The sequence below is a fragment of the Streptomyces sp. Ag82_O1-12 genome (assembly GCF_900182715.1).
GTDB lineage: Bacteria > Actinomycetota > Actinomycetes > Streptomycetales > Streptomycetaceae > Streptomyces > Streptomyces massasporeus.
Genome location: NZ_FXUW01000001.1, coordinates 3,110,477 through 3,124,604 on the forward strand (window position 1 = coordinate 3,110,477; position 14,128 = coordinate 3,124,604).

The window sequence follows — 14,128 nt, forward strand, 5'->3', positions numbered from 1 at the left end:
GCTCATTAACAAGGTGAGGGGACCCGCAGGATGCACGAGGCACCGGAGCTCACGAGCGCGGCAGACCCCGCGTCGGAGGCCTTTCGGGCCAACGAGGAGGGGCACCACGCCCTCGTCGAGGAGCTGCGCACCAAGCTCGCCGCCGCCGCACAGGGCGGCGGCGAGAAGGCCCGCGCCCGCCACACGGCGCGCGGCAAGCTGCTCCCCCGCGACCGTGTGGACACCCTCCTCGACCCGGGCTCGCCGTTCCTGGAGCTGGCCCCGCTCGCGGCCGACGGGATGTACGAGGGGCAGGCCCCGGCCGCCGGCGTCATCGCCGGCATCGGCCGGGTCAGCGGCCGCGAGACGGTGGTCATCGCCAACGACGCCACGGTCAAGGGCGGCACGTACTACCCGATGACGGTCAAGAAGCACCTCCGCGCCCAGGAGGTCGCCCTCGACAACCGCCTCCCCTGCGTCTACCTGGTGGACTCCGGAGGCGCCTTCCTCCCCATGCAGGACGAGGTCTTCCCGGACCGCGACCACTTCGGCCGCATCTTCTACAACCAGGCCCGCATGTCCGGTGCCGGCATCCCCCAGATCGCCGCCGTCCTCGGCTCGTGCACGGCCGGCGGGGCGTACGTCCCGGCGATGAGCGACGAGGCGGTGATCGTCCGCGACCAGGGCACCATCTTCCTGGGCGGCCCGCCCCTGGTGAAGGCGGCCACCGGCGAGGTCGTCACGGCGGAGGAGCTGGGCGGCGGCGAGGTCCACTCCCGCACCTCGGGCGTCACCGACCACCTCGCGGAGAACGACGCGCACGCGCTGCGCATCGTTCGCACCATCGTCTCCACGCTCCCCTCCCGAGGCCCGCTCCCCTGGGAGGTCACGGAGGCGACGGAGCCCAAGGTCGACCCGCACAGCCTCTACGGCGCGGTCCCGGTCGACTCCCGCACCCCCTACGACGTGCGCGAGATCATCGCCCGGGTCGTCGACGGCTCCCGCTTCGCCGAGTTCAAGTCCGAGTTCGGCCAGACCCTGGTCACGGGCTTCGCCCGGATCCACGGCCACCCGGTGGGTATCGTCGCCAACAACGGCATCCTGTTCTCCGAGTCCGCCCAGAAGGGCGCCCACTTCATCGAGCTGTGCGACCAGCGCGGCATCCCCCTGGTCTTCCTCCAGAACATCTCGGGCTTCATGGTCGGCAAGGACTACGAGGCGGGCGGCATCGCCAAGCACGGCGCCAAGATGGTCACGGCGGTGGCCTGCACCCGCGTACCGAAGCTGACGGTCGTGGTCGGCGGCTCGTACGGCGCGGGCAACTACTCGATGTGCGGCAGGGCGTACTCCCCCCGCTTCCTGTGGATGTGGCCGAACGCCAAGATCTCGGTCATGGGCGGCGAGCAGGCCGCCTCGGTCCTCGCGACCGTCAAGCGGGACCAGCTGGAGGGGCGCGGCGAGTCCTGGCCGGCCGAGGACGAGGACGCCTTCAAGGCCCCGATCCGCGCCCAGTACGAGCGCCAGGGCAACGCCTACTACGCCTCGGCCCGCCTCTGGGACGACGGTGTGATCGACCCGCTGGACACCCGTCAGGTCCTGGGCCTGGCCCTGACCGCGTGCGCCAACGCGCCCCTGGGTGACCCCCAGTTCGGCGTCTTCCGGATGTGAGGGGACGGACGACGATGTTCGAGACAGTACTGGTGGCCAACCGCGGCGAGATCGCCGTACGGGTGATCCGGACGCTGCGGTCGATGGGCGTGCGCTCGGTGGCCGTCTTCTCCGACGCGGACGCCGACGCCCGGCACGTCCGCGAGGCCGACACGGCAGTGCGGATCGGACCGGCTCCCGCGTCCGAGAGCTACCTCTCGGTGGAGCGCCTGCTGGAGGCGGCGGCCCGCACGGGCGCGCAGGCCGTCCACCCGGGCTACGGCTTCCTCGCCGAGAACGCCGCCTTCGCGCGCGCCTGCGCCGAGGCCGGCCTGGTCTTCATCGGACCTCCGGCGGACGCCATCGCCCTGATGGGCGACAAGATCCGCGCCAAGGAGACGGTCCAGAAGGCCGGGGTACCGGTCGTGCCCGGTGGGCGCGACCCGGATCTGGCCGACGCGGCCCGCGAGCTGGGCGCGCCCGTGCTGCTGAAGCCCAGCGCGGGCGGCGGCGGCAAGGGCATGCGCCTGGTGCGGGACCTGACCCGGCTGGAGGACGAGATCGCGTCGGCCCGCCGCGAGGCCCGCGCCTCCTTCGGCGACGACACGCTCCTCGTCGAGCGCTGGATCGACCGCCCCCGCCACATCGAGATCCAGGTCCTGGCGGACGGCCACGGGAACGTGGTCCACCTCGGGGAGCGCGAGTGCTCCCTCCAGCGCCGCCACCAGAAGATCATCGAGGAGGCGCCGAGCGTCCTCCTCGACGAGGAGACGCGCTCCGCGATGGGCGAGGCAGCGGTCCAGGCAGCCCGCTCCTGCGGGTACCGGGGCGCGGGCACGGTGGAGTTCATCGTCCCCGGCACCGACCCGTCGTCGTACTACTTCATGGAGATGAACACCCGTCTCCAGGTGGAGCACCCGGTCACGGAGCTGATCACGGGCCTGGACCTGGTGGAGTGGCAGCTGCGGGTCGCGGCCGGGGAGCCCCTCGGCTTCACCCAGCAGGACGTACGGCTGACCGGTCACGCCGTGGAGGCCCGGATCTGCGCCGAGGACCCGGCCCGTGGCTTCCTCCCCTCCGGCGGCACCGTCCTGAAGCTGCGCGAACCGCAGGGCGACGGCGTCCGCACCGACTCGGGCCTCACCGAGGGCACGGAGGTCGGCAGCCTCTACGACCCGATGCTCTCCAAGGTCATCGCCTACGGCCCCGACCGCGCGACCGCCCTGCGCAAACTCCGGGCGGCCCTGGCCGAGACGGTCACGCTCGGCGTGCAGACGAACGCCGGTTTCCTGCGCCGCCTGCTCGCCCACCCGGCGGTCGTCTCCGGCGACATGGACACCGGCCTGGTCGAGCGCGAGGTCGAGGGACTGGTCCCCACGGACGTACCGGAGGAGGTGTACGAGGCGGCGGCGGCCGTACGCCTCGAGGCCCTGAAGCCGGAGCCGGGCGGCTGGACGGACCCGTTCTCGGTGCCGAGCGGCTGGCGCCTGGGCGGTGTGCCGAAGCCGCCGGTCTTCCCCCTGCGGGTGCAGGAGCCGGAGGAGTACACCCCGCGCGGCACGGCCACGGTCACCGGCGACCGGGTCGCGGTCACCCTGGACGGCGTCCGGCACACCTTCCACCGCACCGCCGACTGGCTCGGCCGCGACGGCGACGCCTGGCACGTGCGCGACCACGACCCGGTCGCCGCGTCCCTCACGCGGTCGGCGCACGCGGGCGCCGATTCCCTCACCGCACCCATGCCCGGCACGGTGACGGTGGTGAAGGTCGCCGTCGGCGACGAGGTGAGCGCCGGTCAGAGCCTGCTGGTGGTGGAGGCGATGAAGATGGAGCACGTCATCTCCGCGCCGCACGCCGGCAAGGTCACCGAGCTGGACGTGGCCCCCGGCACCACGGTCGCCATGGACCAGGTGCTGGCGGTCATCGCACCGCACGAGGAGGCGGCGGAATGACAGCCCCAGGGCTCCCGATGGCCGTCCCGAGCAGGGACCTGCCCACCCGCGTCCGCATCCACGAGGTCGGTGCGCGCGACGGCCTGCAGAACGAGAAGGCGACGGTCCCCACGGAGGTCAAGGCGGAGTTCATCCGCCGCCTGGCCGACGCGGGCCTGACGACGATCGAGGCGACGAGCTTCGTCCACCCCAAGTGGGTCCCTCAACTGGCGGACGCGGAGCGGCTGTTCCCTCTCGTCAGCGACCTCCCGGTGGCACTCCCGGTGCTCGTCCCGAACGAGAGGGGCCTGGACCGCGCCCTGGCGCTGGGCGCCCGGCGGGTGGCGGTCTTCGCCAGCGCGACGGAATCCTTCGCCAAGGCCAACCTCAACCGCACGGTGGACGAGGCACTGGCGATGTTCGAGCCGGTGGTGAACCGCGCGAAGTCCGAGGACGTCCATGTCCGCGGCTACCTCTCCATGTGCTTCGGCGACCCGTGGGAGGGTGCGGTCCCCCTCCCCCAGGTGGTGAAGGTCTGCAAGGCCCTCCTGGACATGGGCTGCGACGAACTGAGCCTGGGCGACACGATCGGCGTGGCCACCCCGGGACACGTGGTCGCACTCCTCGCGGCCCTGGACGAGGCGGGCGTCCCGCCCACCGCCCTCGGCGTCCACTTCCACGACACCTACGGCCAGGCCCTCGCCAACACCCTCGCGGCTCTCCAGCAGGGCGTCACCACGGTCGACGCCTCGGCGGGCGGCCTGGGCGGCTGCCCGTACGCGAAGTCGGCGACCGGCAACCTCGCCACCGAAGACCTCGTGTGGATGCTGCGGGGCCTCGGCATCGACACCGGAATCGACCTCGGCCGCCTCGTCGCCACGAGCGCGTGGATGGCCACCCATCTGGGCCGACCCAGCCCGTCCCGCACCGTCCGAGCCCTGTCCCACGAGGACACCGAGGAGCACTGATCACCATGGACTTCCGTCTCTCCCCCGAGTTGGAGGAACTCCGCCGCACGGTCGAGGAGTTCGCGCACGAGGTGGTGGCGCCGAAGATCGGCGACTTCTACGAGCGGCACGAGTTCCCGTACGAGATCGTCCGGGAGATGGGCCGCATGGGCCTGTTCGGCCTGCCGTTCCCCGAGGAGTACGGCGGCATGGGCGGCGACTACCTTGCCCTCGGCGTGGCCCTGGAGGAACTGGCGCGGGTCGACTCCTCGGTGGCGATCACCCTGGAGGCCGGCGTCTCCCTCGGCGCGATGCCGATCCACCTCTACGGCACCGAGGCCCAGAAGCGGGAATGGCTCCCCCGCCTCTGCTCGGGCGAACTCCTGGGCGCGTTCGGTCTGACAGAGCCGGACGGCGGAAGCGACGCGGGCGCGACCCGTACGACGGCGCGTCTGGACTCCGCCACGAACGAGTGGGTGATCAACGGCACGAAGTGCTTCATCACCAACTCGGGCACCGACATCACGGGCCTGGTGACGGTCACGGCGGTCACGGGCCGCAAGCCCGACGGCAGGCCGCAGATCTCCTCGATCATCGTCCCGTCGGGCACCCCCGGCTTCACGGTCGCGGCCCCCTACTCCAAGGTCGGCTGGAACGCCTCGGACACCCGCGAGCTGTCCTTCACGGACGTCCGCGTCCCGGCGGAGAACCTCCTGGGCGAAGAGGGCCGCGGCTACGCCCAGTTCCTGCGCATCCTCGACGAGGGCCGCATCGCGATCGCGGCGCTGGCGACGGGTCTGGCCCAGGGCTGCGTGGACGAATCGGTCAAGTACGCCAAGGAACGCCACGCCTTCGGCAAGCCCATCGCCGCCAACCAGGCCATCCAGTTCAAGATCGCCGACATGGAGATGAAGGCCCACACGTCCCGCCTCGCCTGGCGCGACGCGGCGGCCCGCCTGGTGTCCGGAGCCCCCTTCAAGAAGGAAGCGGCCCTGGCGAAACTCCACTCGTCCACGGTCGCGGTGGACAACGCCCGCGAGGCCACCCAGATCCACGGCGGCTATGGCTTCATGAACGAATACCCGGTGGCCCGCATGTGGCGGGACTCCAAGATCCTGGAGATCGGCGAGGGCACGAGCGAGGTACAGCGGATGCTGATCGCGCGGGAGTTGGGGCTGGTGGGCTGACGCCAGCCGGCTGGCGTCAACTACTGCCATCGCTCCATGCAGAAGTCCCGTCAGGACACACCTGACGGGGCTTCAACTTTGCGGTTCGGAACGGCGCGGGAAGGCCGGCATCGCTAGGGGAGCGACGCCCCCACGCCACATACCAGAAACTGGCGATTCCCCGAGTGCAGCCTCGCCCGTTGCTGCGAGCGTAAAGAAGCTACTTACCTTCTCCCCTCAGCAAGATCTGAACCTTTGACGGAAATTGCGCATCATCCACCATTACCGAACAGATCACAGACCCACGGAATCCCGTGAATTGCATTCGAGCGTATTCGTTCGGGTCATGCAATACCAGCCACCCGGACGGGCATGGGAGTGGCACCTCAAAGAGGTTCGCAGGGAGCACCGCAGACGGATCCGACTTCCATACCTCGCATTCGACAGGACCGTCGACACTGGCCTGGACGCCGAAGATGAGTGAACTGCCCTCTCGATACCAGCTGCTCGACGCCGGGTCCCAGTCACTGACGTCATCGTCACTTCCTGCATCCCGCAAGATCAGGCATCCGTGCTCGATTTTTGCCAGGAATGCAACCACAGGGCTATTAGCTACCATTCCTTCTTGCTCTTTCCTTGTGAAAGTTGTGAGACGACCCCTCCCTGCCGCCTAGCGCAAGGCAGACAGTGAGGATACGCCGTCTGAGGAGATCCAGGGTCGACGAGACTAGACGGCGGTTGGTGATCTGGAATCCAGTCCCCGTCCTTGGTGCCGGGGGTCGTGGCGTCGCAAGTGTGACAGCCGTGCTTATTTCCGGATTCATTGATCAGATCTCGAACGCCATCTGCTTCAATGTCACCGTTCTCCAGACCTACTCCCTCTCGGGCATTCGGGCCAGCACCCAGCGTCAGATCGCACTTTTGACCTGGTGTTGCATTGTGCGCGAGTACCGACGTCTCACCCGCCAGCACATAGTACGTGTGCAAGTCGTTGACGGTGAGGTTGTGAACCGTGGCCAAACCCGTCGTCCACCGCTTCACGGAAGCGACCTGCACACGCGAGCCCGCGCGGGTCCGCAGCCGCTCCCCCGCCTTCAGATCAGTGGCGTCGACCCACTCCCCCAGCTCAGGAACCCAGAACGGATGACCATCGGTCGCTGTGACCGAAGCCGTCTTCGAGCCCTTCTTGCCGTCGATGTCGACCGTGACCTTGACGAGGTGCTTGAGGCCCTTGCCCTTGATCTCGGCTGTGACCGTCTCGACCTTCGTCTCACCCGTCTCCGGGTCGGTCGCCAAGACCTTGTCGCCGATGTCGACGTCCTTGATCGGTTTCGTCGAACCGTCGGCCATCAACACCTTCGTGCCGGGCGTGAAGCTGTTACCGACCTTGCAGGCAACCGCCTCCGTCGCCTCGTCCGCCGCCTTGCTGCTCTTGCGCCAGTCCTGGAAGCTGTCCCACAGCCTGCGGCTCAGGCCTCCGATGCGCTTGATCAAGGCCCAGGCCTTGTCCAGCTTGTTCCAGTACTTCGCCGCCAGCCGTGACAGCGGTCCACCGGCCACGAGCGACGAGACGACGTTGAGTGCCGTGGCCCCGCAGGAGCCCAACGCGCCCGTGGTGAAGCAGTCCAGCGCGTCTGTGATGCCCAGCTCGTCCGCGATGATCTGCCCGAGTTCCTTGGCGACGGCGATCGCCCGCTGCTTGGCCGCGTCCGCTCGCGCCTTCTGCTGGCGCGCCCGGTGCTGCGCCGGCGACTCGGTCGGCTTCTTGACCCCGTAGTAGGTGTAGTAGGTGTCGGTCGCCTTGACCTCCCACCCGCCGTCACGCTCCAGGGTGCAGGTGATGCCGACGTTCACGCAGTCGTCGGGCTTGAGCCCGCTCGGGTCGGAGAAGGTGACCGGGTTGTTGTTGCTGTACGAGTAGCCGTTGATCTGCTGCGGGTCGGTGTAGTCGATGATCGGGTCCGCCGAGATGAAGCGGCCCGTGTCCGAGTCGTATTCACGCGCCCCGAGGGTCGTCAAGCCCGTGGACTTCTGGACCGTCCCGCCGACGAAGCCCTTGTCGTTCACCCAGGCGGGAGCCGAGGACGATGACGTGGACTCGTCGCGCGGGTTACCGAACGGGTCCGTGCGGCGGCGCGTCGTCTCACCGGTTTTGGCGTTGATCGCCAGCTGAGACGTCCCCTGGTGGTCCGACGCCAGGAAGTGGACACCGGCTGCGTCCCGCATGGCGATCTGCATGGCGCCGAACGCGTAGTAGCGAGTCGTCGTCACCTTGGACGTCGACTTGTCCAGGTGCAGTTCCATGCCCGGCAGGTAGAACGTCTTCTCCTTGGAGGTGTCCCGGAGAATACGCTCGCCCGACGCGTCGTACGTGTACTGCGTCACCGTGCCGTCAGCGTTCGTGACCTTCGTCAGCTCGCCCTGCTTGTCCCAGTCCAGGGACTGGGTGTCCCCGTTGAGAGCACGGGTCTTCGTGTTGCCGGTCACGTCGTAGGTGTAGGTGTCCTGAGACGTGACCTCGGGCGTCGTGCTCGTGGCCGCCGTCTTCTCCACGACCGAAGACAGCGTGTGCGGACCGGAGTTCGTGCCGTTGGGGCCGGACTTCTCCCCGTACGCGTACGTCCGCGTCGAGGTAGGGGCCCCGCCCAGACCGTGCCGCGTCTCGCTCTTCCGGTTACCGATCGCGTCGTACCCGTACTCCGTCCAGTACGGGGACACCCCGCCGACCGTCGAGGACGCCGCATCCGGTGTACACGCCGCATCCGCGCCGCCCGTGCCCCTGGAGCCGTTGGTCGCCACCGACGAGGTCCACGCGTCGGTCAGACGCCGCAGGCCGTCGTACCGGAAGCACTGCACGTCGCTCGTGCCACTGGCGGGTGTGTCCGCGATCGAGAGGACGTCACCGACGGAGTTGTAGGTGAAGTCCGCGTCGTAGGCGGCGCTCGCCGCGCCCTCCACCCTGACGCTCGCGTTGGCCAGGCGGTGCGTGCCCGCCTCGAACGTGTTGTTCAGCCAGGTCTTCTTGGCCGTCGACTCGCCGGTGAACAGCTCCACCTGCTCGAGATCGGAGGTCGGCGAGTACGACACGTCGGTGACGTACTTGAGGCCGCCCAACGAGGTGTTCAGGCCCGTCGGCCGCTGCAGCTCGTCGTACAAGTAGCCGAGGGCTTCCGCGGGCAGGTCGCCCGCCGCCGGCAGACCCTGCCCCAGCACCGTCCCGTCGTCGTTGTACTGGGCGGTGAACTCGTAGGTCCCGCCCAGTTGCGGCTCGGCCGTCTTCGACAGGAAGTACTTCGTCGACACGGGCTTGTAGTCGTTGTTCGCGTCGAGCGTCGGATAGGTGACCGACGAGTGGACCGCGCCGTCCTTGTAGCTGTAGACGCCGTACAGCTCACCCTTGGCGGCGGTGTCGTACTTCGTCATCGACAGCTTGGTGCCGGTGTCCGGCTCACCCTGCCAGGTGGATTCCGGACGCCCCAGGTTGTCGTACTTGGTGGACGTCTTGTTGCCGTTGACCGTCACCGACGTCTGACGGTCCAGGGCGTCGTAGGTGAACTCGGATGTACCCGTGTCCGGGTCGACCGCCGTCTTCTTGCGGCCCAACTGGTCGTACGTGTAGGTCCACACGTTCCCGGCGTCGTCCGTCACCTTCTGCAGCTGACCGGCCGGGGTGTATCCGTAGGACGTGGTGACCGCGTCCCCGCCCTGCGGGTACTGGATCTGGGTCGTGGTGTGGTCCCGGGCGTCCTTCACCACCGTCGTCTTCGTGCCACCCGCCGGCGGGGTCGTAGTGACCCGGTCGCCGCCGTGGACGAAGGACGTGCGGTACTTCTCCTCACCCTGCACGTTGAAGATCGAAGCGGTGACCCTTCCGGCCCCGTCGTACTCGGTCACCGTCTGACCGGTGAGGTCGGCGTTGACCGGATTGAAGAGCTGGGAGGACGGGGCACCTGCGGCGTAGTAGGTGTCGTTGACCTGTACCACCCGGTTGGAGCCGTCGTAGAGGGTGTCGGCGACCATGCGGCCGCCTCCCGGTCCCTCGGTCTGCACCTGGCGGGGCCGCAACAGGCCGTCGTACAGCGTCCATTCGCTGCCGTACGACTGCCCGCCCTTCTCGATCTTCTGGGTCTGCACAGCGGTCGGGCCGGTGTTCCCGCGCACCAGGTACGTGTACGTGATGGACGCGGTCGCGCCGATACGGTCCGGCAGCCAGACCGACGTCAGGCGGCCCAGTCCGTCGTAGGCGAGTTCGGTGCGCCGGTTGTTCTGGTCGACCTTGGCGGTCGGCACGCCCCACTGCGGCGCGTACTCGGTCGTGGCCGTCCAGCCCGCTCTGTTGGTGACCACCGATTTCGTGGCGAGTCCATACGTTTCCGCGTACGTGGTCGACGAGGCGTATTCCGTCGGAGACGAGGCCGTCTCCGCGTCCTTCACCACCAGCGGACGACCGAAGTCGTCGTACGTCGTGACGGCAGTGGTCTGATAGGTGGCCGTCGTTCCGCTGTGCGATTCGAGGCGCTTGGTGGTGGTCACGTCGCCCTTGGTCGGGGCCGCGCCCAGCGTGGTGGAGCCGTCGTAGAGGGTCAGGTCGTCGGAGATGACCTGGGTGCGCCGGTCGGGGGTCACGCCGCATTCGACGCTGACCTTCTCCACCCGGGACACGTACGCGTACATGTGCCGGCTCTCGCTGTCCGCGTACTCGGTGCGGACACACTCGTTGTCGGCGACACCGACCGCGCCGTAGTCGTCGACCTGGCGGACCCGCCCGGTCTTGGAGTCGTACTGGGTGGTCGCCCGCGTACGACGCCAGCCGCCGATGGCGAGCGCCACGTAGGTGTCGGTCGCACCGTTCGCGACGTAGCGAGCCCTGCGGGTGCCCCAGTCCTTGGTACTTGTGGCCGTCACCGCGGTCCACGGCACCGCCACCGACTTCTCGGTGACAGTGGCGCCGTCGTAGGTGAGGGTCTCGAGTTCCTGACCGGCCTTCCACTCCGTGTCCTCGTACGAGGTCCCGTTCGAGTCGGTCACCGATGCGGAGCGCGTGGCACCGCTCGCGTTGACGTCACCGTGAAGACCGCGGAAGAAGACGTGCTCGGTCTTCGTGTTGGACGGGGAGTTGGTGCCGTTCGAGGTGACGACGCGCACCTTGCCGTAGCCGCGCCAATCACCACGGTTACCTGCACCGGATCGCGACCGAGGACGTCACCACCGAGCTCCTCCTGCGCGAACGGGACAGCGGCGCGGAGTACCGGCTGCCGGTCGCGCACACCCCGACCCCCGGTCTCGGCAAAGAAGATGACGAGGGCCACTACGTCTACGAGACGGCCGGCTTCGAGGTCTCCGTCGACGTCGCCACCGCCGCAGACGGCAGCGGACTGCCCGACGGACTGTGGGACATCTCCCTCGTCATCGGCGCCCAGGGCATCAGCCGAGCTGTGCGCATCGGCAGCAAGCGGGACGCGTCCGTGTCGGGCGCGGCGGCCACGCACATCGTGGACGGTGGCGGCCAGGCCCGCGCCGTCACGCTCTACACCACCACACCGCACGGCAACTTCACCCTCGACATCGGCGAGCGCAAGCATGCCGTGCTGCCGCAGGTGAGTGTCTCCACCGTGCGGTGGGCAGCGGACGCGCCCACCGAGCTGGAGTTCGGCGTTCGCTGCGCCCTCGCCGGCTTTCCCGACGGCGCTCTCGCCGTCCATCTGGAGGACGGCCGGGGCGGCACCGCCGTCTTTCCGGCCCACGCCTCACCGTCCGGCGCCGATCTCGTCGTGCGGGTGCCGGTCGCCGAACTGCCGGCGGGGCTGTGGGCCGGGCAACTGCGGCTCGGCGGCTGGGCATGGGGCCTGCCGCCGGTCCCCGCGGACCTCGCTCCCGCCAAGTGGCGCCGCCGCGGGCTCCCTTGGTATGCGAAGCCCGCGGCGGACCAAGGCGAGGCCTTCACCCTTCAGGTCGCCCGTACCGACCTGGTCAGGGCCGTGGCGCGCCGCCTCAAGCCGTAAGCCCGGCCCCGGCGGCCTCAAAGCCGTAAGCCCGGACCCGCCAGTCTCAAGCCGCAAGCCCGGACCCGCCAGTCTCAAGCCGCAAGCCCGAGCCCGGCAGTCTCAAGCCGTAGGCCCGGACCCGCCAGTCTCAAGCCGTAGGCCCCGACCGGCCGGAAGCACCCCTGCGATGCCGTAGGCGCCGACCGACCGAAAGCACCCGTCTCCGGCAACCTCGTGATCCGGATCACCGCAGTCTCGGGCATCCCGGCCCTCACCCCCGGGCACACACCCCCATGCCCCCCCTGGACACAATCTGAGGTTAGGCTAACCTAAGCCTCGTTCCAGGCCAGGCGGCTGTCAGTCCCGAGCGGCTGTCAGCCGTGCCCGCAGTGGCTCCGTACGCACGAAAGCAGATCCCGTCATGTCGAACGCCAGAACCGCCCGTTACTCCCGCCGCGGCCTGCTCGCCGCCGGTGGTGCTCTCGGGCTCGGCGCCCTCGTGACCGCGTGTGGCAGTGAGGACTCCACGGACGGCGGCGGCTCGGACGCGAAGGGTGCCGCCAAGTCCGGCCCCTGGTCGTTCAAGGACGACCGCGGCAAGACCGTGAGCCTGGACCACGTCCCCACGAGGATCGTCGCGTTCACCGGTGTCGCCGCCGCCCTGTACGACTACGGCATCGAGGTCAAGGGCGTCTTCGGCCCGACCAAGACCAAGGACGGCAAGGCCGACGTCCAGGCCGGCGACATGGACGTCAGCAAGCTGACCGTCTTCGGCAACAGGTTCGACCAGTTCAACGTCGAGCAGTACGCGGCCTTCCAGCCCGAGGTGCTCCTCACCACCACCTTCGACGCCGCGGGCAGCCTCTGGTACGTCCCGGAGGCATCCAAGGACAAGATCGCCAAGCTCGCCCCGAGCGTCGCGATCTCGGTCTTCGACCGTCAGCTGCCGAAGCCGCTGCAGCGCATGGCCGAGCTCGCTGGGTCCCTCGGCGCCGACCTCAAGGCCGCGAAGGTCGTCGAGGCGAAGAAGCGCTTCGAGGCCGCCTCCGAGCGACTGCGCAAGGCCGCCAAGTCCCGCCCCGAGATCAAGGTGCTGGCCGGTTCCGCCTCGGACGCCATCTTCTACGTCTCCGGCTCCAACTTCTCCATCGACCTGGAGTACTTCAAGGCCCTCGGCGTGAACCTCGTCGAGCCCCCGGAGAAGGCCAAGAAGGCCAACGGCGGCTGGTTCGAGAACCTCAGCTGGGAGAACGTCGACAAGTACCCGGCGGACATCATCATGATGGACGACCGTGCCTCGACCATCCAGCCGGCCGACATCACCGAGGCGACCTGGAAGAAGCTGCCCGCGGTCAAGGCCGGCCAGGTCATCTCGCGTTCGCCCGAGCCGATCCTGTCGTACGACAAGTGCACGCCTCTGGTGGAGAACCTCGCGAAGGCCATCGAGTCGGCCAAGAAGGTCGCCTGACCCCCTCCCCCTTCCGGATGTCCAGGAGCCGCACGTGACCACCGCCGTAGCCGCCCCGTTCCGCTTCTTCTCCCTCCAGGTCGTGCGGACGAGGCGGCTCGGGCCGTCTCTGGTCCGGGTCACCTTCGGGGGACCCGATCTGCACGCCTTCCACTCCGACGGACGCGACCAGTCCCTGTCGCTGTTCCTGCCGCACCCCGGGCAGCCCGAGCCGGTCGTCCCGCTCGAGCTCGGCGACAGCTGGTGGCAGGGCTGGCGTGAACTCCCGGACGACGTACGGGCCGTGATGCGGTCGTACACCCTGCGCGCCCTGCGCCGCGACCCGGACGAGATCGACATCGACTTCGCCCTGCACGGCATCGAGCCGGGCGCCCGCGTCCAGGCCGGTCCGGCCTCCCGCTGGGCCGCCCGGGCCGCCGCCGGGGACCGGGTCCTGCTGCTCGGCCCGGCCGTCGCCGACAACCGGGCGATCCGGTTCCGGCCGCCCGAGGACACCGACCTCGTGGTCGTCTGGGGTGACGAGACCGCCGTGCCGGCCGCCTCGGCCATCGTCGAGGCGCTGCCGGCCGGCACCCGCGCCCGGGTCTGGCTGGAAGTCCCGCACGCCGACGACATCCAGCACCTGGCGACCGAGGCCGACGCCGAGATCACCTGGCTGGGCCGGGACGAGAGGGGCACCGAGGGGTCCCCCGCGGCCCTCGACGCCCTCCGTGCCGCCCCTCTGCCCCCGGCCGAGCGGCCGTACGTCTGGATCGCCGGCGAGTCCGGATGCGTGAAGGAGCTGCGCCGGCACTTCGTGCGCGAACGCGGGATCGACCGCCGCAGGGTGACGTTCGTCGGCTACTGGCGGCGCGGCGCGAGCGAGGAGCAGCTGCGGGCTGAGGCGTAGCCGCAGCTCATGGGCACTGAGGTGACACGAGTGATCACTGTCACGGCAGGACCTTCCCTCCCCTCAATCAAGTTAGGTTAGGCTTACCTAAGTTCTGGACGCCGGAGACCAGCCCAC

General features: G+C 69.2%; 7 protein-coding genes and 1 pseudogene. 7 read left to right on the forward strand and 1 reads right to left on the reverse strand.

Annotation, left to right across the window (positions count from 1 at the left end; translation table 11 throughout):
- The first annotated feature begins 30 nt into the window (after positions 1-30).
- Genes QOL88_RS14255 through QOL88_RS14270 form a run of 4 tightly spaced genes read left to right on the forward strand, consistent with a single transcriptional unit; the run spans position 31 to position 5,691 of the window.
- A complete protein-coding gene (locus QOL88_RS14255) occupies positions 31-1,647 on the forward strand; it encodes a carboxyl transferase domain-containing protein (protein ID WP_097216794.1) in 1,617 nt (538 codons plus the stop codon).
- A gap of 14 nt (positions 1,648-1,661) precedes the next feature.
- Positions 1,662-3,578 (forward strand): acetyl-CoA carboxylase biotin carboxylase subunit, encoded by a 1,917-nt coding sequence (locus QOL88_RS14260; protein WP_097216795.1) that lies wholly within the window; start codon positions 1,662-1,664, stop codon positions 3,576-3,578.
- Positions 3,575-4,525 (forward strand): hydroxymethylglutaryl-CoA lyase, encoded by a 951-nt coding sequence (locus QOL88_RS14265; RefSeq protein WP_097216796.1) that lies wholly within the window; start codon positions 3,575-3,577, stop codon positions 4,523-4,525. Before QOL88_RS14260 ends, QOL88_RS14265 begins: the two co-directional genes overlap by 4 nt.
- Before the next feature lie 5 nt (positions 4,526-4,530).
- Positions 4,531-5,691, forward strand: a complete 1,161-nt coding sequence (locus QOL88_RS14270) for an acyl-CoA dehydrogenase family protein (protein ID WP_097216797.1) — start codon at positions 4,531-4,533, stop codon at positions 5,689-5,691.
- A gap of 591 nt (positions 5,692-6,282) precedes the next feature.
- Here QOL88_RS14270 and QOL88_RS14275 read toward each other — a convergent pair.
- A pseudogene (locus tag QOL88_RS14275) lies at positions 6,283-10,839 on the reverse strand (polymorphic toxin-type HINT domain-containing protein); the annotation flags it as partial.
- A 17-nt stretch (positions 10,840-10,856) separates the two neighbouring features.
- Between QOL88_RS14275 and QOL88_RS14280 the strand changes: the two are divergent.
- The 3 genes from QOL88_RS14280 (at position 10,857) to QOL88_RS14290 (ending at position 14,011) form a co-directional block, all read left to right on the forward strand.
- A complete protein-coding gene (locus QOL88_RS14280; protein ID WP_502961624.1) occupies positions 10,857-11,672 on the forward strand; it encodes a hypothetical protein in 816 nt (271 codons plus the stop codon).
- Positions 11,673-12,075: 403 nt separating this feature from the next.
- Positions 12,076-13,122, forward strand: a complete 1,047-nt coding sequence (locus tag QOL88_RS14285) for an ABC transporter substrate-binding protein (RefSeq protein WP_097216800.1) — start codon at positions 12,076-12,078, stop codon at positions 13,120-13,122.
- Positions 13,123-13,156: 34 nt separating this feature from the next.
- A complete protein-coding gene (locus QOL88_RS14290) occupies positions 13,157-14,011 on the forward strand; it encodes a siderophore-interacting protein (RefSeq protein ID WP_097216801.1) in 855 nt (284 codons plus the stop codon).
- Positions 14,012-14,128 lie beyond the last annotated feature (117 nt).

What these genes read in the sequence shown, in the direction of transcription:
- QOL88_RS14255 (WP_097216794.1), top strand. Translation starts at nt 31, where the DNA reads ATGCACGAGGCACCGGAGCTCACGAGCGCGGCAGACCCCGCGTCGGAG.
- QOL88_RS14260 (WP_097216795.1), top strand. Translation starts at nt 1,662, where the DNA reads ATGTTCGAGACAGTACTGGTGGCCAACCGCGGCGAGATCGCCGTACGG.
- QOL88_RS14265 (WP_097216796.1), top strand. Translation starts at nt 3,575, where the DNA reads ATGACAGCCCCAGGGCTCCCGATGGCCGTCCCGAGCAGGGACCTGCCC.
- QOL88_RS14270 (WP_097216797.1), top strand. Translation starts at nt 4,531, where the DNA reads ATGGACTTCCGTCTCTCCCCCGAGTTGGAGGAACTCCGCCGCACGGTC.
- QOL88_RS14285 (WP_097216800.1), top strand. Translation starts at nt 12,076, where the DNA reads ATGTCGAACGCCAGAACCGCCCGTTACTCCCGCCGCGGCCTGCTCGCC.